Below are 20,372 nucleotides of genomic sequence, written 5' to 3'. Positions count from 1 at the left end.
TTAATTTAGCACACAAATAAAACTAAATACAATGAGAGTCAATCATTTTTTCACCAGTACACTTGCCGCAACTGCCTTGTTGGTTGCGTCATGCGCTACACCAAAAATGGCACAAAACAACAGTGCCGATGATGTGTACAATACTACTGCGCAGGCTCGGGTTTACAAGTACTCGCCTCCGGTACAAACGGCTCAAATAGATACTTCACGTATTGATCCTGATTATAGGGCAAGTGACCCCAGCTACGACATGGACTACGCCTCAAGGATTGATCGGTTTTACTATGGCAGCCCTAACAGGTTTTATTTCGATGATTACTATAACTTTTATGGCTATAACTCATGGTATAATCCTTACGACTGGTCACTAGGATTTAATTATAGTTGGGGTTTTAACCGCTGGCATAATCCTTACGCCTACTGGGGATATTACGGCAGCCCATATTATTGGAATACCTGGGGCCCTTACTCCTACTACAACCCTTGGTTTGGTGGCTGGGGCGGAGGCTACTGGGGTGGCGGATATTGGGGCGGTGGCTACTGGGGCGGCGGCTGGGGTGGCTCCACTATCGTGAGAAATGAAAACTATAGGCCGAGACCATCTAGAATGGGTAGCAGTAACGCAAGACCTTCAGGAAGATACGCAGGTGCTGACAGAGGAAATATCGGCGATGGTGTATCAAGACCTAGACCGCAAAGCTACAACCCTGCTAACAATGGAACCGTATCCAGACCAGATAGAACTTCTAACTCGGGTGGAAGCTACGGAAGACCATCTAGAACCAGCGAAAGTGGCAGACCATCCTCTCCTCCTCAAAGAGAAAACTATACACCGCCTTCAAGACCAACCCCTCCTCCTGCAAGTAGTGGTAGTGGTAGCAGCGGTGGTGGCAGTCGCCCAACACGTGGCGGAGGTAGAGGTTAGGTTTATTTTCTAGATTATTTATCGCAATTCAAATGAAAAAGATATTATCAATGTTAGTGGTAGCGGCAGCTACCACTGGCTATGCGTATGCGCAAACACCGCAACCTATCATATGGCCTACCTATGCGGGCGATGGACTAAGATTTTCACAAACAAATTATGGCAGTTCAGCTCGTTTTAAAGGCATGGGAAATGCGCAAATTGGCGTAGGTGGCGACATCAGCTCTTTAGGAGGCAACCCTGCAGGTTTAGGTTTATTTACACGGTCTGAGTTTGTACTCACCCCTGAGTTTAACGGCACCACCATCAAAGCAGATTACCTGAACAACAATACTTCTACCAATAAAAGTCAGGTTAATTTGAACCAAATTGGTGTGATATTCCACATGCCTACTTATCGGGCAAAAGGACAAGATACCCAAACTGGGGTAATTAGCGCTTCCATTGGCTTAGGCTACAACCGTAATAACGATTACGGATTAGAATCCAATTTTTCGGGAACGAACAATACCAGTTCTGTTTATAACATGTTTTACGAAGAAAATGCAGGCACCTTAGGCAATACGCAACAAGTAAATGTATTACGTTCTGGTTCGGTTTCTGAATTTAGCATTGCTGGAGCGATTAATATCTCCAACCAAATCTACATTGGAGCTAATTTAGGCTTAGTGAGTGTTAACATGAATAATGATTCACATATTTATGAAAAAGGAAACGTAGAGAACTATGCGGTTGATTACTACCAAAACCAGGAAGTTAAAGGCTCGGGGGTTAATGGTCGAATTGGGGTTATTTTCAGACCAGTGAGCGAGTTTAGAATCGGGATGAACCTACAAACCCCAACCTGGTTCAATATCGATGACCGTAGTGCGGGAAGTAGTTCAGACAAAGCAGTTCTAGATGAAGAAATTTACGACTTTAGCTATGATTTACGTACGCCATTTAAAGGCTCCCTCGGTGCAAGTTATGTGATTGCCAATAGAGCTTTAATTTCTGCTGATGTTGATTTTATCGATTACTCGAGCATGCGTTTTTCAAGCGTAGATGGTGTAGGTATTGGCGAAATCAATAATGCCAATAACGATGTCAAAGCGAATTACAAAAGCGCAGTGAACTATCGTGTAGGTGCAGAGGTAAAAGTAACCGACTTAGTAAGCCTTAGAGGTGGATATGGCGTTAATGGAACCGCTTATAAAGACGACAGTAAAAACCAATTCCAAAGCAAGTTTTACTCTGGCGGTATTGGTTATAGAAATAGAAACTATTCTATCGACCTTGCTTACCAACGTGTAGAAACAAACTCCACTTTTAGTCCTTATTTATTACAAGATTTTAATGAACCCGTTGCACAAGCAAAAAATAACAAAAACAACGTGTTCTTAACTTTTGGGGTAAGATTTTAAACTTCAAAAGGCTTTAAGCAAAAAAACCGACGAATTAATTGCTCGTCGGTTTTTTTTTGTTTTATATGATACCGTGCAAAGAACCACCCCGTTCCCCCATCCTATCCACTCTTTCTGCCACGGCCTTATCTTTAATCAGCTCTGGCGCATGATGAGGCTTTTTGCGGGCATCTATAATCAATGGCCCTCGGCAGCCCCAGTGCTTATTCTCCGTAAAATCATCCACACCATCTATATCTGCTGTTGGATTACTTCTGGTGAAAGTTATCCAAACTAAATTGTTAATGTTCTCGGCAGTAAAGCTTGCATCATCACATACTACGATCAATGGCAATTGCGAAAGCTCATTTGCTTTTAGTCTCTCTTTAAGCGAAGCAATCTCCTTTTTAGCTTGCTGTTGGTCTACATAAGCTGGCAATTGAACTGCCAATACCCCCGGAATTGCCAAACGGTGATTTTCAGCCAAGTTGAAGTCAGCCGGCAAACTACTTAAAAGCTCACGTTTCTTTTCTCCTGCTGCCGCAAAAACCACTTTAGAGCCCGAGTTAAGTCCGTCACCCGAATAGTCTAAGGTATCAATGGTGGTATTGGTATGGAAATGGAGATCTCTTGTCAGGTCAACCCTTTCCAGCATATGCCGTAAAAACTCATCAATGTGATGCGTGGTTAGCGCTTCATTATCTTCTCTTGCCGCAATCAATAAGTATTTAGCCAAACTCAATTGGTTTTTACCCAGGATATGGTTACTGATGGTCAAGATTTCCTGCGGCTTTCTTTCAGTGAGATAGGGCGTGTAACGCTCACTTCCGATGGCAAATAAAAGTGGATGCACCCCTGCAGCATCTACAGCGTTTACCTCTTTTAAACCATGTATTTCTTGTGGAATAGCCGACCCTGATATTTCATGGATCAATGCGCCAAAGCTGGTGTCTTCCTGCGGAGGCCTGCCCACTACGGTAAACGACCACAGCGCATCTTTTTTGTGATACACGTTGTGCACTTTCATCAAAGGAAATGGATGTACCAAACTGTAATAGCCCAAATGATCCCCAAATGGCCCCTCCGGCTTGTTTTCGTGGGGGTAAACCGTTCCTGTGATCACAAAATCAGCATCAGCAGAAATCACAAACCCCTCCTCATCTCTAAAATACCTGAACCGCCTGTTGCCTAACGCCCCCGCAAAGGTCATCTCCGAAAGCCCTTCGGGCAATGGCATTACAGCTGCTAAGGGATGCGAAGGTGGTCCGCCCACAAAAATACTTACCTTAAGCGGTTGTCCTTTTGCATTTGCCTTGGTTTGGTGCACGCCAATCCCTCTGTGGATTTGGTAGTGCAGGCCAATTTCTTTGTCTTGGATATAATCATTACCAGCCAATTGGATACGATACATGCCAAGGTTGCCGTTCATCACCCCTGGTTGATCAATATCTTCGGTAAACACTTGTGGCATGGTAATAAAAGGCCCGCCGTCCATTGGCCAGTTTACAATTTGCGGCAGGGCCGAAATGCTTGTTTTTTGGAAAGTTTGCTTAAACAGGGATTGTTTTAGGGGCAAAGCCGATAAAGCCGTTAAGCCAGACCCTGCATATTTAAGAGGATTTTTAAGGGCCTTCATGGGATCCGAACGCAATTCAACCAATTGCTGCACTTTCGAGAGCGAATCTCTAAACATAAATTTAGAGCGTTCCAAGGTGCCAAAAAGATTTGAAACCGCCTTAAATGGGCTGCCTTTAACTTTTTCGAATAACAAGGCTGGACCTTGCTTTTCATACACCCTAAGGTGTATATCAGCCATTTCTAAATACGGATCTACTTCTTCCTTAATTCTGATCAGATGGCCATGCTTTTCCAAATCGGCAACACATGCAGCCAAACTTTTATATCCCATGGCTCAAAGATAAAAAATTTGATTATGGGAGGATATTATAATGTGATAATGGGATAATATGATAATGTGATAATGGGTAATATGACGATGGGATAATGAAAAAGCCACAGATGCACAGATTTAGAAAATTATCTGTGCATCTGTGGCTCATTACCAATTAGTTAATTATCACATTAACCAATTGGCTAATTAAAATCTATTTCTTCCCTAAAAATGAACGTAACATCCAAATGGTTTTTTCTTTAAACTGCATAAAACGGTTCACCATGTCGTTTGATCCGTCATCGCCCGCCTTATCGGTTGCTTCCAATAATTCACGCTCTAGCTCAATAAGCTTGGTCATATCGTCTAAAATAGCCTCCACCATAGCAGTGTCTGCCAAGCCAATAGTGTCAATTTCTTTGATACCTGATTCCTTGATATAATCTGCAAAACGGCTATGTGGCGCTTTGCCTAAAGTCAGTACACGTTCAGCAATTTCATCTATGGTAAGCTGAGCGTTAGTGTACAATTCTTCAAATTTAAGGTGGAGCGTAAAAAAGTTTTGCCCCTTGATATTCCAATGGCAACCTCTTAGTTTTTGGTAATGGATGTGGTAATTGGCTAAATAGTCGTTGAGCATATCAACTACCGGCTTAACTTGTTTTTCAGTTAAATTTATTTCTTTTGCTGACATAAGATCTGTTGTTTTTGATAGTACCAAATTAACAAAACTTGACGGAATAAGTTTTAGCCAGCGTACATTTTTGTACAATAGAATATGAAATGTTACCGTTTAGTTACATTGTTAGCGATACTGTATATTATTCGTATAATTGTACCTCCAAAAATTAAAAATATAGATGTTTAAGAGATATATTTTAATCTGCGCACTACTGAGTTCAGCCACTGCTTTTGCCAGCAAACCGCTAGATTCTATAGGCGTAGAGAACAACAACGGCAAAAAACTGATCATCCACAAGGTAGATCCAAAAGAAAGTTACTACTCTATTTCAAGAAGATACAACGTCAATGTAAAGGATATCCAAGCGTACAACAACAATGCTTCTCTACAAATTGGCTCCATTATAAAAGTACCTACTGAAATTCCCTTCAACGAAAAAAACGCAAAAAACAGCCCCCTCATAACGGCAAATAGTTTTTTTGACTATACCGTTGTTGCCAAGGACAATTTGAATTTAATTGCCGAAAAATTTGCCACCACGGTAGCCGATATTAAAAAACTGAACAATTTAAATGGCAACAACCTGCAAGTTGGACAAGTTTTAAAGGTTCCGTTCACGAAAACCAATGCTACTGCTACCAATGCTCCGGCAACACAATTAACACCCCCCGCAACGGAAATCAAAACAGCAGGCAACACTACCACTACAATTACCGAACATACCGTAAAACCTAAGGAATATCTGGGCGTTATTGCAAAACAGTACGAGGTTACCGTAGAAGAAATCAAGGAATTAAACGGCTTAACTTCTAATAATCTCCGAATTGGGCAAGTGTTAAAAATCCCTGCCAAGGGTACGGCGGTACAAAATGAAACACCAATAGTAGCCAGTAAACCGGTTGAAAACAAACCTACCGAAAGCAAACCTGTATCGGTTGCCAGCAATCCGGCGCCCAGCAAAACAGAACCTACTTTTGAGCACATTGTAGCGGCAAACGAAACGATATATTCTATCGCCCAAAAATATCAACTTACTACCTATCAGTTAAAAACATACAATAACCTCACCTCAAACGATTTAACCGTAGGGCAAAAACTGATCATCAAGGGCGAAAAACCAGCCACCGCAACAACCAGCAATGACCATACAGAAGATGAGCCTTCAGAAAGCCCCAGTACACTTAAAAATCCAAACCTAAAACGCCCTGCCGCAACCTATGGTTTAAACAGGATTGAGGAAAAAGGCACGGGTGTTTGGATTACCGATACGGATTTAGATCCAAATAAAATGTTAATTTTGCACAGAACTGCCCCCATAGGCACTATTATCCAAATTACAAATCCAATGACCAACCGTTCAACCTTTGCGAAGGTAGTGGGCAAATTCACTGAAAATGAGACCACCAAGGATGTTATTATTGTAATGACCAAGGCAGTTGCCGATGCAGTTGGCGCACTAGATAAACGTTTTTTCTGTACCTTAACTTACGGCCCTAAAGAGAATGAAAACTAAAAAGCCTGTAATTATCGGGATTGCCGGTGGTAGCGGCTCTGGTAAAACTTTTTTCCTGCACAGCTTTTTACACCATTTCAAGCACGACGAGGTTACACTCGTATCACAGGATGATTACTACATTCCCGCTGGCGAAATGACCCAAGAGGAAAACAAACTCTATAACTTTGATTTGCCTACTACTATTGATGACCAGCAATTCCTGATGGACATCAAAAAACTAATCCATGGTGAAACGGTATACAAAAAGGAATATAACTTTAACAATCCCTTGGCCGTAACCAAAATCCTCGAAATACACCCTGCGCCAATTATCATTGTCGAAGGACTGTTCATCTTACATTTCAAAGAAATCAATTCGTTGATAGATTATAGAATCTTTATTGAGGCCGATGAAAACATTGCCCTAGAAAGAAGGATACAACGAGACGGTATTGAAAGAGGCTATCCCGAAGAAGATGTTTTATATAAGTGGCATAACCACGTTGTGCCTGCCTACAAAGAATACCTGCTTCCTTACAGGGAAACCTGTAACCAAATAATCTATAACAATTCAAACGAAGCAGATGAAATTATCCGCATTACCGAAATTATGTCGGAAGAATTTAAAGCTAATTACTGTAAATAAACATAAAGTTATAACAAGTATTGAAGCCCCGTACACCCGGGGCTTTTTTTTGCACTTAAACATTTTGTTCGTTTTTTATTAAACTTTCAAAATGTTATTTAAAAATTTATATTTGTTTTATTTCTTTAAAAATCGTTTATTTGAGAGTAGCTAAAACCAAATAAGCGAATCAAGCCAAAACCAAAAACTAAGTTTCTTAAATGTCTAAAGTAGCCACAGCATTAAAATCTGCTAGCGAAACCAAAGCCTTAGTGATAGGCCAAGACAAGCTAAAACAAACTTCTCAATTATTTAAAGCGCAATTTCCAGGGGCCAAGGCCATTATCGTTGCCGACACCATTACCTTTGAAGTGGCTGGCAAACAATTATCGAAACAATTTGAAAGCAATGGAATTGGCCAGGAACCTGCCTATGTATATACCGATCCTGAGATTTATGCCGCTTACCATTATGTAGAAGAATTGACGAATGTGCTAAAAGAACATCAGGCCATTCCTGTGGCTGTAGGTTCAGGCACCATTAACGACCTTACCAAACTGGCCGCACATTTAACCAACAGACCCTACCTGTGCGTGGCTACCGCAGCTTCCATGGATGGCTATACCGCCTTTGGTGCTTCTATTACCGTCAACGGCGCCAAGCAAACTTTCAATTGCCCCGCACCGCAAGCTTGCCTGGCAGACATTGATCTTTTAAGTGCCGCACCTACTGAACTGACCGCCTCGGGCTATGCAGATTTATTCGCTAAAATTACCGCAGGTGCCGATTGGATTTTGGCCGATGCGCTTGGCGTTGAGGCTATTGATCCAAAAGCGTGGTCAATGGTACAGGACGGCCTTCACGAAGCCCTTTCAAATCCATTGGGAACCAAAAATGGAGAAACCAAAGCGGTTTCACAACTTACCGAAGGATTAATGCTAGGAGGTTTCGCCATGCAGTGGGCCAAATCAAGCAGGCCAGCCTCCGGTGCCGAACATCAGTTCAGCCATCTTTGGAACATGGAACACCACCTTAACAACGGGCAGCATGTTTCGCACGGTTTCCAAGTGAGTATTGGCACTTTGGCCATCACCGCACTTTACGACCTGGTATTAAAAACCGACTTTGAAAATCTGGACATCCCAAAAGCCTTGAAACAATGGCCAACTTTGGATCAATTAAAAACACAATCTCTAGACATTTTCAAAAACACGGATTTCCCTGAAATTGGCTGGCAAGAAACCAGTGCCAAATATATCGACCATCAATTATTAAAAAAACAATTACAAACCCTGAAAGATAATTGGAGCGACATTAAAACTCGGTTAAAGCAACAAATTGTGCCCTTTGAAGAAGCCAGGGCCCGCTTGGCTACGGTTGGCGCCCCTACCGAGCCTGAACATATCGGCATTAGTAGAGCGAAACTCAAAGAAACCTTCGTAAGAGCGCAATACATCAGAAGAAGATTCACCATTCTTGACCTTGCCGTAAGGACAGGTTATTTAAACCAATGGCTTAACCAGCTTTTTGGCAATAATGGTATTTGGGAAATAAATACGAACTAAAAATAGGAATTTGATTAATTAACAGTTAACCAAAATGATCAACCAAGAGCAAACAAACAGCAAAGAAGCTACACAAACACTGTTTAAATATTGGCAAACCCGTACCATTATTGTCACCATGATAGGTTATGCCGTATTTTACTTTGTACGCAAAAACTTTTCTTTTGCCATTCCCGGGCTAACCGCCGAATACGGAATTACCAAAACAAGTTTCGGAATCATCATGACCTTGGTAACCATTGTTTATGGGATATCAAGGTTTCTAAATGGCGTACTAGCCGATAGGATGAATGCCCGCTACCACATGTCCATTGGCTTGCTGCTATGTGCTATTGCCAATTTCGCCTTTGGTTGGGGTGCAGACCTTAGCACCATTTTCACAGGGCAAACCGGCGGACCAATGTTCACCAATACCATGGTTCTCATTTTTGGAATTATCCTGATCGTCAACAACCTCATCCAGGGAAGCGGCTTTCCACCGGTAGCCCGGCTACTTACCCACTGGATTCCTCAAAACGAGCTGGCCACCAAAATGTCTATCTGGAACACTTCACACTCTATTGGCGCAGCTTTAGTAGCCATTTTAGCAGGCTACATTATGGGTTCAATGGGCACTAATATGAGCAATAATCCTGAGATAGTTGCCTCCATTGCCGCCAATTTGAAAATAGATGTAACCGATGCCGAAAAGATGAAAAGCGTTATCGAATCTGCTTCTCATTACGGTGCTTGGAGGTGGTGTTTTTGGGTTCCTGCGGCCATTGCAATGGTAGGTTCGCTGGGGCTATTTATCGGTTTAAGAGATACCCCATCATCCGTTGGACTACCCGAGCTTCATAAAACACACAAAAAGGGAAAAGATTCCTCTACCGAATTTAAAGCATTTATCCGCAAATCGGTTTATCGCAACAAATGGATCTGGATATTGGGAATAGCCAATTTCTTCGTGTACGTGGTTCGTTTTGCGGTATTGGACTGGGGCCCAACCTTTCTCAAAGAAGCCCATGGTATGACCTTAACCAATGCCGGCTGGACGGTTGCCGTTTTCGAAATCTTTGGTATTTTGGGCATGCTTGTCGCGGGTTGGGCTACCGATAAATATTTGGCGGGAAAAGCCCATCGTACCTCATTGTATTGTATGGTTGGCGTGGCCATATTTATGACCATTTTCCTTTACTTACCAGATAGCACCCCCTCTTGGGTAATGATATTGGTATTGGCTATGTGCGGGTTTTTCATTTACGGCCCGCAGGCACTCATTGGTATTGCCGCGGCAAACCAGGCAACCAACCGCGCTGCCGCTACGGCCAATGGCCTTACCGGTTTATTTGGCTATGCCAGCGGTTTGGTATCGGGTGTTGGCGTTGGATTTATGGTAGATTCCATCAACAAAGTAAGCCCAGGAAAAGCTTGGGACTATGTATTTATGATGATGATAGGCATGGCGGTACTTTGTGTGTTCATTTTTGCCCTAATGTGGAAAGCCAAAGCACACGGATATGACGAGTTAGAAACTAAAGCAGATTAATTACAGATGAAACTTTCTTCAGATATTACACAACGATTAAAACATATTAAGCATTTTGCCTTGGATATGGACGGCACCATTTACAATGGCAGCACCTTATTTCCCTTTACCAACGAATTTTTAAGCTATTTAAAACAAAATGGCATGGGTTACTCCTTTTTAACCAACAACCCGTCCAAAAGCACTGCCGACTACCTTAAACATCTAGAAAAAATGGGCATTCCGGCCACCGCAGATGAAATGTACACCTCTGCAGTGGCAACCATCAACTACATTAAAAACCATCACCCTATCATCAAACGGCTATTTATTTTAGGTACGCCAAGTATGGTTAAGGAATTCGAGGAGGCTGGCTTTATTTCTACAGCAGATAGTGCCGAAGATAAGCCAGATGCGCTGGTAGTAGGTTTCGACACCTCATTGGTATATTCCAGATTATGCCGAGCCGCCTACTGGGCAAGCCAACAACTTCCCTATTTTGCCACCAATCCTGATTGGGTTTGCCCTACCGATCAGCCTAATATTTTGGTCGACTGTGGTTCCATTTGTGCCTGTATTGAAGGCGCTACCAACAGGAAACCTGATACAGTAATTGGCAAGCCCGATCCGCAAATGCTCGATGGCATTCTCCATCAATACGGTTTAAAACCCAGTGAAATTGCCATGGTAGGCGATAGAATTTACACCGATGTAAAAATGGCAAAAAATGCTGGAGCACTCGGTGTGTTGGTGCTTTCCGGAGAAGCAACTACCGTAGACGTACAGCAATCGACAGTAAAACCTGATATTGTAGCAAGAGATTTGGCCGAGCTAAAGGAACTTCTCCAACAAGCAAAAAATTAGTTTAAAACCATTTCAATTTGCAGAGAAATTCAAAAGATTTCTCTGTTTTTTTTGAAAAGCAAATCAGGATTACTATTCTCGGCAGTCCCGCTTTACACTTTATTCCAGCATCCTTCCACAAGCTCAGGATGACACTGGAATGCCCGTTCCAATCGGGTTTAAAATACAAAAGCCTGTTCATCAAACCAAGGCACTCTTGCCCCTCACAAACCTGTCCTTTAGAGCCTAAACCATACCAATTTAATCGATAGCAAACACCGGCAGGCAGCTACGAAGTAAACATTTTGTCATTCAGAGCGAAGCAATGGATCTCAGATGTGGTATGATGACAGGAACGGCAAAAATATGAGAACAATTGCTCCATGAGGTAACATTTTTCTTCTTCGGTTGATTAACCAATAACGAGTCCTTACGAGGGCCAAATTTTAAAGAACAGAATGTTGAATGTTAAATATCAAGATCATGAAGAAATTTTCACTTGCACTGATGTTACTAGGATTTACATTTTTTGCAGCCGCTCAACAGAAACCGAGAGGAGATTTTCAAATAGGCTTACAAGGCGGAATTACCCAACCATTAAGTACTTATAAAAAAACTGCGGATACCAAACTAGGTTACCACGCTGGCATTTTCGTCGATAAATATTTCAAAGGAAATAAATTGGGGCTGGGTATAGATGCCCGCTTTATCAGAAATGGAATTAAAGTAGCTGATAGCGTACTTTTCGCCAATGGCTATATCGTTACCGATTACAAGAACAGCCCCCGGTTTCAGGACTACTTATTCACTTTCGGTCCCAGTTATAAGTTTACCCAAAACAACTTCCAGGCCGAATTGTATTTACGCGGCGGTGTAATGATGCAGCACTTTCCTGAATATACCACCACTTTAACTTTTACCAATGTATTAGGCACTACCAACTACAACACCCAATACACCGTAAACGATGCAAGCAACAAAGCAAACAGCTGGGCTAGCGTTGGTGGCCTACGCTTAAACTACAAAATCGCACCTAAAATAGCAGTCTTTGCCCATGTGGATTATGTACAAACTTTCGGCACCACCTTTGGCAACAAACCCAGCAGATTTACCATCGAGAAAAGCGTACAGCACACTCCTATTGATCCAGCGGTTGGCATTAAAAGCGGTATCTTAGACCACTATAACGAAGTAAGGGTTCAGGAAAATACGCTCCATAAAAGCCTTAACGCTGGTGCCGGTATCAAATTCATCTTCGGCGAAAACAAAAAACCAGCTCTTCCACAAGAAACCATCACCAAATACGATGACGTGGTAAAACCATTAATCGCCACCAAAGATTTACAAATTGTAGTTAAAGATAAACAAACGGGATTAGCTTTAAGCGGAGTTACTGTAAGTGTTAACAGCAACAAGGTGAATGAAAAATCAATCACCGATGCCAATGGTCAAGCACAAAAAATCACCAAAGTATCGCCCGGAAACTATCAAGTTATCGGCGAGAAAAACGGCATCCAAACACCATTGTTAACCTTAACCGAGGATGACTTTAAAGGCAGTTCAGCTACCATATTTAAAGAAATTTACCATGACGATCCCAGATTTACCTTGGTTGGGGAAACTTTTGATTGCGTGAAAGGCATTAATTTGCCAGGTATCAGCACGGTATTAACCAATACTGGCACTAAAAGCAATATCAGTCAAGTTTCTGATGCACAAGGCAAATTCATTTATCAGTTAGATGCTCAATCAGATTTTACGGTAGTAGCTAACCATCAGGCACGTTACTCGCAAACCGAATTGGTAACCACCAAAGGTTTAGATAGGAGCAAAACATTATATGTGACATTGAAACTAGGGGTTTGTGAACTTGCAACTGGCAGCCAATGGGTATTGAAAAACATCCTTTACGATTTCGACAAATCCAATATCCGTACAGATGCCGCTATCATTTTAGATAATGTGGTAGCCATCATGAAACAAAACCCATCATTAAAAATTGAGCTATCTTCTCATACCGATAGCCGCGGTAATGATGCTTACAATAGAAAATTATCGCAGCAACGTGCCGAAGCAGCAGTAAACTACTTAGTGGCCAATGGCATTAGCAGAGATAGGTTAACCGCTAAAGGTTATGGCGAAACCAAATTACTAAATGGCTGTGGTAACGGCGTAAATTGTTCAGAAGAACAACATCAAGCCAATAGAAGAACCGAAATAAAGGTATTGAATTATTAATTAGTGGCTAGGAATTAATGGTTAATTAGTAAAGACTTACGAAGTTTTAAAAACTTCGTAAGTCTTTTTTTTACAGGAGACAGCAAGGTTTTTGAAACCTTACAGGTCTTTTTCGTATCAGGCTGGAGATAATAGAAGCTTCCTACCCCCGCCCCCCTCCAAGAGGGGAATATTAGTTTCGTAGTTAAACCAGTTCCTTGAAATCTACAAATTAATCATTCACGTCATTGCGAGTTTACGAAGCAATCTTACAACACGCTAAAAACAATTACTATTTCGCTTTAGGATTGCTTCGTAAACTCGCAATGACGACGCAAAAAAAGGCCTGCGAGGTTTTGAAACCTCGCAGGCCTTTTCCCACTTAAGGTGTTAAACCAATTCTTTAAAAACAACGGTACTATTGTGGCCTCCAAAACCAAAAGCATTACTCATGGCTGTTTTCACTTCTTTATATAGGGCTTTATTAAACACCAATTGCATGCCTGCCGGGATTTCTGGATCAGGCTCAGTTACGTTAATGGTTGGTGGCACTACCTTATCGTTAATACTTTTAATCGCAATAATGGCCTCAATAGCCGCCGCTGCACCCAGTAAATGCCCTGTCATAGACTTTGTAGAACTGATATGAAGCTGATCAGATGAACCGAAAACCAGCTTTGCGGCGTTCAGTTCAGCCAAATCTCCAACAGGTGTTGAGGTAGCATGTAAATTTAAATAGTCAAGCTCCTCGGCTTTTAAGTTTGCTTCCTCTAACGCTAGGGCCATGGCTTTTGCCGCACCAATACCTTCTGGATGCGGTGACGTGATATGATAAGCATCGGCGGTCATTGCCGCACCAACCACTTCTGCATAAATTTTCGCACCTCTTGCTTTTGCATGTTCATATTCTTCTAAAATCAAAGCTCCCGCACCCTCACCCATCACAAAGCCATCTCTATCCTTATCAAACGGTCTACTTGCCGTTTGTGGATCATCATTTCTGGTAGACATTGCCTTTAGCGCGGCAAAACCACCAAACGAAGCTGGCGTAATTCCTGCTTCCGAACCACCTGTTACAAACATCTTGGCTTTTCCAAATCTGATATAGTTAAAGGCATCCATAATGGCATTGTTACCCGTAGCACACGCCGAAACCGGGGTATAGTTAATTCCCTGCAAGCCAAACTTCATCGAAATTAAGCCCGATGCCATATTGACCAAAAGCTTAGGGATAAAGAATGGATTAAAACGAGGGTTGTAATCTCCCGTAACATAATGCTCTACTTCTGTTTCAAAAGTTTGCATTCCGCCCTGTCCACTTCCCCAAATCACTCCAAAATCAAAAGGGTCTATCGTGCTCAAATCAATGCCACAATCTTTCATGGCCTGGTCTGCGGCATATAAAGCATACTGCGTAAATAAGTCAGTACGTTTAATTTCGTTTCTGTCCAAGTGGGCCGCCGGATCAAAACCTTTCACTTCGCAAGCTACTTGAGAGCGGAAACGAGAGGCATCAAAACGCGTTACACGTTCGCAGCCGCTTTTTCCTGCCACGATATTCTTCCAAAAATCAGCAACATTATCTCCTAGGGGATTAATGGTCCCTAACCCTGTAACTACAACTCGTCTCATTTTTTTATCTGTGTTTTAAATAAATTAGATGTCCCACGAGCAATAAGCCGTGCTCCATTCCGTCCCCAAATTTCGCATTCGGCGTGGATAAATTGTCGTCCTTTTTTAATTATTTTAGTTTTTGCGGTAATTTCATCGTTTTCCTGGGCTACAGAAAAGTAATCGATGGTGTTATTAATGGTGGTATAATGAAAGGGTTCGTCTAAACTGAACATCGTTGCGCCCAACACATCGTCCATTATTGCAGCGGTAATGCCGCCATGCAATCTTTCCATTGGATTTAACCACTCGGCCCTAACGATATACTTAAACTCTAAGCTGCCCTTTTGTACCGAAACCACCACAGGGCGCAGCCATCTCATAAATGGCGAGGGCGAACGATCAAATTCTCTCCCAATAAACGACCCCATCGTTGCTAATGCATCCATTATTTCTTTGAATTACGATTGAAAAAACTGTTTAGTTAAGCCCACGGGCACCTGATACTGGTTTAAGCTAAGTGCGCTTAAAAGTTCATCAGCCACTTCCTCAGGAGAAATCCCATGCTGCTCGCCGCCTATCTCCTTAGAAAATGGGGTATTCACCAAAGGTGGAATCAACTCAAAAACGCGAACATTTTCCTGTGCTGCCAAGCTATCGCGAAGCACGCTGGTATAATTCTGCAAAGCTGCTTTACTGGCCGAATAGGTTGGAATACTAGCATGCCCCCTAAACGCCGCAATACTGGTTACATTTACGATAGCGCTATTTTGGTTAGCTAAAAGTTGAGGCAACAACAACTCGGTAAAGTGTATAATGCTTAGATAGTTAAGGTTGATTTCATTTTTTGCCAATTCAAAAGCATTTCCGCCACTTTGTAACGAATGCGTATAGGCTAAACCTGCATTGTTGATGATCCAGTTCAAATCCGGATGCTCCTTTTGGATAAGTTTTGCGACCCTTAAACGTTCTTCCTCCAAACTTAAATCAGCTTGTATGGCAATGCTGCCTTTCAGTTCATTAATGGTTTCATTCAGCTTGTTTGCGTCCCTGCCGTTCACCAAAATCTGGTTGCCTAAAGCGTGCAGTTTACGGGCAATGGCTAATCCTATTCCTGAGGTTGCTCCCGAAATAAAAACTTTGTTTTTTTCTATTCTCATGATATTTAAAATTAAATATACCAATCGGTATATTTTTGGTTAAAAAAAATTAATGGATAAACTCTTGGTCTATGATCAATTGGATACGATCTAGTGCCGTATTTAAATGTGTGATTTGATTAAGGGTACGAGATAGCAATATGCCACCTTCTATGAGCATGATGAAGGTGTAGGCGTATGTTTCTGCATGCAAACTGGCTTTAAAGCTACCTTCTGCTTTGCCTTGCGCTATAATGCTTGATACTTTCGTTTGCCAAGCGATGAAATTTTCTTTAACAGCATCCCGCAAAAATAGCAAATGATCATCTGCTTCGGTTGCCGCATTTAACATCGGGCAACCGCCTTGTGAAGCCGCTTTTTTCCAGGTAGTTTTGTAGAAATTGAGCATAGCCATCAATTGCTCGTAGGCAGTTTTTTCTTTAGCGATTGCCAGATCCATTTCATCTCTTAAGCGTTTGGCATTGAATTTAAATGCTGCTATGACCACTTCTTCTTTGTCATCAAAATTACCGTAGATACTTCCTTTGGTAAGCCCAGTAACTTTGGTAATATCTGATAGAGAGGTTGCCGCATAGCCCTTGCTATTGAAAACATCGGCTGTTTTTTCAATAATCAATTGCTTTGTTTTCTCGGCTTTGCTCATGTTTTTTATCATTTAACAAAACAAACGTACAAAATATACCAATTGGTATATTATACATATTCATAAAATGAGATTGGGATTACTTTTATTGGGACAATCCCGATCCTTATCGACTAATATCCTTGCAAATCGATCATTATGCTAGGACGCTATCCGACAAAATCTTTGAACGTTTCATGGTATGGTTGAAGTGCAGCTTGCCTGTCATTCAGGGAGCAACGAAAAATCTATATAAGACATATTAAAATTGCTTCGTAAACTCGCACTGACGGGACCCAATAGAGCATCAGGTATAAAATAAAAAAGTCCCGCAGTTGCGGGACTTTATCTGTTAAGACAATTCAAACTTGTATCCTACTCCTTTTACAGTAGAAACATAGTTTTCGCCTAGTTTCTCTCTCAGTTTCCTGATGTGCACATCAATGGTTCTGTTGGTCACCACTACTGAATCTTCCCAGATGTTCTTTAAAATCGCTTCGCGGGTATAAACTTTTCCAGGTTTTGAAGCCAGCAGATACAGCAGTTCAAATTCTTTCTTCGCTAAAACCACTTTTTCACCATTTTGATAAACCAAATACGATTCGCGATCGATCACCAAGTCGCCTATTTCCAATTTGTTGTCAGAAACCTCATCGTTACTTGCATTACGACGCAAGATAGCGTTGATACGGCTTACCAAAGCTCTGGGTTTAATAGGTTTGGCAATGTAATCATCAGCGCCTACGTTAAATCCCGCAATCTCAGAATATTCCTCGCTTCTTGCCGTTAAAAACACCATAAAGGTATTTTTAAACTCTGGAATAGCCCTCATTAAACGACAAGCTTCAATACCGTCCATTTTGGGCATCATAATATCCAAGATGATCAAGTCTGGCTGAACCTTCTTAGCAACGTTGATTCCGTCTTGTCCATTACTGGCCAAAAACACTTGGTAACCTTCTTTTTTGAGATTATACTCAATCAGTTCCAAGATATCCGGTTCATCGTCAACAATTAATATCTTCTGTTTAGCTGTACTCATTGCAGTTTTATTTGTTACGAAAGTAAGTAGACAATTGCAATATTTAGTTAAGTTGAAGTTAACAAATTGTTAAGACTACTCCATATATTAACATTGAATTAGAGTTTAGGTAAGGTTTTGTTTAAAAAAACTTCCAATTCTTCGCCTCTTAGGTCGCGGGCAATGATTTTACCTTGGGGGTCGAGCAAAAACGAGCTGGGGATAGCTTCAACTTGATAAAGCCTAACAGTTGGGCCTTCAAAATCCATTAGTTCCCCTACCTGGTCCCAGGTTAAATTGTCTTGTTTAACAGCCTGTGCCCAAGCATTTTTATCTTTATCCAAAGAGATGCCCAATACGGTAAAATTTCTGTTTCTATAAGTTTGATAAGCTTTTACCACGTTAGGATTTTCGGCCCTGCATGGCCCACACCACGAAGCCCAAAAGTCTAAGAGTACATATTTGCCACGATAATCAGCCAATTTTACGGTTTTACCATCCAGGCTCTGGATCGTAAAATCTGGAGCAGTTTGACCAATTTGTACCGCTTTTAGCCTAGCGACTTTTTCGATGAAGTTTTTCACGGCCGAATGTCCTCTTAAACTAGCGTCTACCTTTTCGGCATAATCAACCATGGCCTTTTCGTTCCCTACCGGATTAACCAAGCTAATGGCATAAAAGCTCACTAGCGATTTGTTGTTGTCCATGGCAAATTTAATGATGGCCTGGTTAAGCTCGTTCAATGCGTTGTTGTACACTGGCGATAGTTGTTGCAAAAGCTCTTCTCTTTTGCCCGGAGCGGCGGCTACTTTTTCTTCAAATTGTTTGCTTACCTCGAAAATCTTTTGCTGGAACTTGATTTTCAAATCATTAAATTCCGACAATTTTGCGGCATCTTCAGCACCTTCAATGGTATAATGTTGATTTTTGTCGCTTACATCGGCAGAAACTTTTACTGCGTCACCGTTTTTAGCGATTACGATATATTCATTAGTTAAGTAGTTCACCCTAAAGAAATCAGCCTCTGGCTTAGTGTTGGTAAACTTAAACTCGCCATCTTGCGAAAGGTTTGTTGAATCCAATAAGACCATGCTATTGCTAGCCATCCCATATAAATAAACCTTGTTTTTCACATCTGCGTTGGTTAGCTTTCCACCAATGGTAAATTTGGTTTTATCTTTGCAAGCGGTGAATGTTGTAGCTACTACCGCTAAAATTAATATTATTCTTTTCATTTAATCTAGTATTGAGATTTTAGTAATTAGTATTTAGAGAGTATTGTATCAACAAAACTCTCTAAAACTTATTTCAATTTTTCCAAAATCAACTCGTTTACTTTTTTGGCATCAGCTTTTCCTTTGGCCAGTTTCATTACTTCGCCCACAAACAAACCTAAAACGCCTTTCTTTCCTTTTTTGTATGCCGCTACCTGTGCTTGGTATTGGGCCAATACTTCGTCAACAAGTGCTGAAACGGCATCAGTATCTTCCACAATCAGTAGGTTAAGTTGTTGCGCCAGCTGTTCTGCGCTAGCACTCTCCTTGGTTTCTAAAGCTGGTAATAATTGTTGGATGGCATTTTGCTGGGAGATTTTCTTTTCATCCACCAAATTAATGGTTTGAGCCAGCTGTATAGGCTTTACGGCATAGTTGGCAATATCAATTTGCTTTTCATTAAGGATTGCCCTGATACTTCCCAATAGCCAATTCACCAAGCTTTTGGGTTGCTTGATATCTTTTTTGGCTTCGTTGTAATACTGGTATAATTCCCGATCATCTGCCAATACTGCTGCTTCAGAGAAATTAATCCCTAGCTCCGCAACCAGTTGCTTGGCAAGTTCTTTGGGCAGTGTTGGCATAGCTTCTTTTATACGGTTCAGCCATTCGTCCGAAATCACTACTGGTGGCAAATCAGGATCTGGGAAATAACGGTAATCGTTTGCTTCCTCTTTACTGCGCATGGGCGATGTAGTCCCTTTATCGGCATCAAAATTCAAGGTGCTTTGAATAATCTTCCCTCCCGTACTTACCACTTCCACTTGTCTTCCAAATTCAAAATCAATTGCTCTGCGCACGTTACGGATAGAGTTCAGGTTTTTAACTTCGCAACGGGTACCAAAAGCAGTAGTGCCTCTTTCACGTATAGAAATATTGGCGTCGCAACGTAGGGAACCTTCTTCCATATTGCCATCGCTTACGTTTAGGAAGCGCACTAATTGTCTAATTTCAGTAAGCAAAGCCGATGCTTCTTCGGCACTGCGGATATCGGGTTCTGTAACAATTTCTATCAAGGGAACACCAGCGCGATTTAAATCCACAAACGAATAGTTTTCGTCCTGATCGTGCATGCTTTTGCCTGCGTCCTCTTCTAGGTGAATACGATTGATTCCGATACGTTTCTCGGTTCCGTTTGCAAGCTGTACATTGAGATAGCCATTTTTGCAAATGGGGCTGTTATCTTGCGTAATCTGATATCCCTTGGGCAAATCAGCGTAGAAATAATTTTTCCTATCGAAAAAATTATACGGGTTGATTTCGCAATTCAACGCCAAACCAATACGCATGGCTTTTTCGACCACTTCTTTATTGAGCTTAGGCAGGGCACCTGGTAATCCCAACGAAACTGCCGAAATATGTTCATTGGCTTCAGCGCCAAATGCAGCGCTATCAGCACAAAATATTTTGGATTGTGTGTTTAACTGAACATGTATCTCTAAACCCGAAACCAGCTCAAAATCCGATGCTTGTTTTACGATAGTTGTTGTACTCATTAATAGGTTTTACTACTAGATATAGCTTTTTTAGCTGTGCCAAATATAGGGATTAT

At 41.5% G+C, this 20,372-nt stretch carries 17 protein-coding genes; 8 read left to right on the top strand and 9 right to left on the bottom strand.

All coding sequences use genetic code 11. The features are described 5' to 3' along the window. Window positions 1-31: 31 nt before the first annotated feature. Entirely contained in the window at window positions 32-925 is an 894-nt protein-coding gene (locus DUT71_RS03830; protein ID WP_113661218.1) for a hypothetical protein, read from the top strand. Between the two features lie 32 nt (window positions 926-957). Further along, a complete protein-coding gene (locus DUT71_RS03825) occupies window positions 958-2,328 on the top strand; it encodes an OmpP1/FadL family transporter (RefSeq protein ID WP_113661217.1) in 1,371 nt (456 codons plus the stop codon). 61 nt (window positions 2,329-2,389) lie between these two features. On the opposite strand, the gene DUT71_RS03820 is transcribed toward DUT71_RS03825, so the two are convergent. Next, on the bottom strand, window positions 2,390-4,216 hold the full coding sequence (locus DUT71_RS03820; RefSeq protein ID WP_113661216.1) for a UbiD family decarboxylase: 1,827 nt from the start codon (window positions 4,214-4,216) through the stop codon (window positions 2,390-2,392). 196 nt (window positions 4,217-4,412) lie between these two features. Continuing rightward, window positions 4,413-4,892, bottom strand: coding sequence for a Dps family protein (locus tag DUT71_RS03815; RefSeq protein ID WP_113661215.1), 480 nt, complete (start codon window positions 4,890-4,892; stop codon window positions 4,413-4,415). 166 nt (window positions 4,893-5,058) lie between these two features. Here DUT71_RS03815 and DUT71_RS03810 point away from each other — a divergent pair, with 166 nt between their 5' ends. The 6 genes from DUT71_RS03810 to DUT71_RS03780 all read left to right on the top strand — a co-directional run bounded on the left by DUT71_RS03810 (window position 5,059) and on the right by DUT71_RS03780 (window position 13,153). Then, on the top strand, window positions 5,059-6,393 hold the full coding sequence (locus DUT71_RS03810; RefSeq protein ID WP_113661214.1) for a LysM peptidoglycan-binding domain-containing protein: 1,335 nt from the start codon (window positions 5,059-5,061) through the stop codon (window positions 6,391-6,393). Beyond that, on the top strand, window positions 6,383-7,021 hold the full coding sequence (locus tag DUT71_RS03805; protein WP_113661213.1) for a uridine kinase family protein: 639 nt from the start codon (window positions 6,383-6,385) through the stop codon (window positions 7,019-7,021). Before DUT71_RS03810 ends, DUT71_RS03805 begins: the two co-directional genes overlap by 11 nt. Before the next feature lie 200 nt (window positions 7,022-7,221). Beyond that, window positions 7,222-8,565: a sn-glycerol-1-phosphate dehydrogenase gene (locus DUT71_RS03800; RefSeq protein WP_113661212.1), complete on the top strand. Its 1,344-nt coding sequence runs from the start codon at window positions 7,222-7,224 to the stop codon at window positions 8,563-8,565. A gap of 34 nt (window positions 8,566-8,599) precedes the next feature. Further along, window positions 8,600-10,093 carry an MFS transporter gene (locus DUT71_RS03795; RefSeq protein ID WP_113661211.1) on the top strand — a complete coding sequence of 498 codons (1,494 nt, stop codon included), beginning with the start codon at window positions 8,600-8,602 and terminating at the stop codon, window positions 10,091-10,093. Between the two features lie 6 nt (window positions 10,094-10,099). Continuing rightward, window positions 10,100-10,936, top strand: coding sequence for an HAD-IIA family hydrolase (locus tag DUT71_RS03790; protein ID WP_113661210.1), 837 nt, complete (start codon window positions 10,100-10,102; stop codon window positions 10,934-10,936). Window positions 10,937-11,398: 462 nt separating this feature from the next. Next, window positions 11,399-13,153, top strand: coding sequence for an OmpA family protein (locus tag DUT71_RS03780; protein WP_113661605.1), 1,755 nt, complete (start codon window positions 11,399-11,401; stop codon window positions 13,151-13,153). Window positions 13,154-13,522: 369 nt separating this feature from the next. Here the strand turns inward: DUT71_RS03780 and fabF are convergent, their stop codons facing one another. From fabF to gatB, 7 genes are all read right to left on the bottom strand, one after another. Next, a complete protein-coding gene (gene fabF, locus DUT71_RS03775) occupies window positions 13,523-14,764 on the bottom strand; it encodes a beta-ketoacyl-ACP synthase II (protein ID WP_113661208.1) in 1,242 nt (413 codons plus the stop codon). After that, window positions 14,761-15,192: a PaaI family thioesterase gene (locus tag DUT71_RS03770; RefSeq protein WP_113661207.1), complete on the bottom strand. Its 432-nt coding sequence runs from the start codon at window positions 15,190-15,192 to the stop codon at window positions 14,761-14,763. The genes fabF and DUT71_RS03770 overlap by 4 nt, the downstream gene beginning before the upstream one ends. A gap of 12 nt (window positions 15,193-15,204) precedes the next feature. After that, a complete protein-coding gene (locus tag DUT71_RS03765; protein ID WP_113661206.1) occupies window positions 15,205-15,903 on the bottom strand; it encodes an SDR family oxidoreductase in 699 nt (232 codons plus the stop codon). Window positions 15,904-15,952: 49 nt separating this feature from the next. Further along, on the bottom strand, window positions 15,953-16,546 hold the full coding sequence (locus DUT71_RS03760; RefSeq protein WP_113661604.1) for a TetR/AcrR family transcriptional regulator: 594 nt from the start codon (window positions 16,544-16,546) through the stop codon (window positions 15,953-15,955). Window positions 16,547-16,877: 331 nt separating this feature from the next. Beyond that, window positions 16,878-17,567 (bottom strand): response regulator transcription factor, encoded by a 690-nt coding sequence (locus DUT71_RS03755; protein ID WP_113661205.1) that lies wholly within the window; start codon window positions 17,565-17,567, stop codon window positions 16,878-16,880. A 98-nt stretch (window positions 17,568-17,665) separates the two neighbouring features. Next, window positions 17,666-18,781, bottom strand: a complete 1,116-nt coding sequence (locus tag DUT71_RS03750; protein ID WP_113661204.1) for a TlpA disulfide reductase family protein — start codon at window positions 18,779-18,781, stop codon at window positions 17,666-17,668. Between the two features lie 68 nt (window positions 18,782-18,849). Beyond that, entirely contained in the window at window positions 18,850-20,316 is a 1,467-nt protein-coding gene (gene gatB, locus DUT71_RS03745; RefSeq protein ID WP_113661203.1) for an Asp-tRNA(Asn)/Glu-tRNA(Gln) amidotransferase subunit GatB, read from the bottom strand. Window positions 20,317-20,372: the final 56 nt, after the last annotated feature.

It is taken from the genome of Pedobacter nanyangensis (assembly GCF_003313505.1).
In the GTDB taxonomy this organism is placed as follows: domain Bacteria; phylum Bacteroidota; class Bacteroidia; order Sphingobacteriales; family Sphingobacteriaceae; genus Pedobacter; species Pedobacter nanyangensis.
Note: the sequence above shows the minus strand (reverse complement) of the source record. Positions and strands in the feature narration are given on the sequence as shown.

Coding starts and splice junctions, on each gene's coding strand:
- DUT71_RS03755 (WP_113661205.1), bottom strand. CDS start 17,567: ATGAGTACAGCTAAACAGAAGATATTAATTGTTGACGATGAACCGGAT.
- DUT71_RS03780 (WP_113661605.1), top strand. CDS start 11,399: ATGAAGAAATTTTCACTTGCACTGATGTTACTAGGATTTACATTTTTT.
- DUT71_RS03800 (WP_113661212.1), top strand. CDS start 7,222: ATGTCTAAAGTAGCCACAGCATTAAAATCTGCTAGCGAAACCAAAGCC.
- DUT71_RS03815 (WP_113661215.1), bottom strand. CDS start 4,892: ATGTCAGCAAAAGAAATAAATTTAACTGAAAAACAAGTTAAGCCGGTA.
- DUT71_RS03805 (WP_113661213.1), top strand. CDS start 6,383: ATGAAAACTAAAAAGCCTGTAATTATCGGGATTGCCGGTGGTAGCGGC.
- DUT71_RS03820 (WP_113661216.1), bottom strand. CDS start 4,216: ATGGGATATAAAAGTTTGGCTGCATGTGTTGCCGATTTGGAAAAGCAT.
- DUT71_RS03790 (WP_113661210.1), top strand. CDS start 10,100: ATGAAACTTTCTTCAGATATTACACAACGATTAAAACATATTAAGCAT.
- DUT71_RS03750 (WP_113661204.1), bottom strand. CDS start 18,781: ATGAAAAGAATAATATTAATTTTAGCGGTAGTAGCTACAACATTCACC.
- DUT71_RS03770 (WP_113661207.1), bottom strand. CDS start 15,192: ATGGATGCATTAGCAACGATGGGGTCGTTTATTGGGAGAGAATTTGAT.
- DUT71_RS03825 (WP_113661217.1), top strand. CDS start 958: ATGAAAAAGATATTATCAATGTTAGTGGTAGCGGCAGCTACCACTGGC.
- DUT71_RS03830 (WP_113661218.1), top strand. CDS start 32: ATGAGAGTCAATCATTTTTTCACCAGTACACTTGCCGCAACTGCCTTG.
- DUT71_RS03760 (WP_113661604.1), bottom strand. CDS start 16,546: ATGAGCAAAGCCGAGAAAACAAAGCAATTGATTATTGAAAAAACAGCC.
- DUT71_RS03795 (WP_113661211.1), top strand. CDS start 8,600: ATGATCAACCAAGAGCAAACAAACAGCAAAGAAGCTACACAAACACTG.
- DUT71_RS03810 (WP_113661214.1), top strand. CDS start 5,059: ATGTTTAAGAGATATATTTTAATCTGCGCACTACTGAGTTCAGCCACT.
- fabF (WP_113661208.1), bottom strand. CDS start 14,764: ATGAGACGAGTTGTAGTTACAGGGTTAGGGACCATTAATCCCCTAGGA.
- gatB (WP_113661203.1), bottom strand. CDS start 20,316: ATGAGTACAACAACTATCGTAAAACAAGCATCGGATTTTGAGCTGGTT.
- DUT71_RS03765 (WP_113661206.1), bottom strand. CDS start 15,903: ATGAGAATAGAAAAAAACAAAGTTTTTATTTCGGGAGCAACCTCAGGA.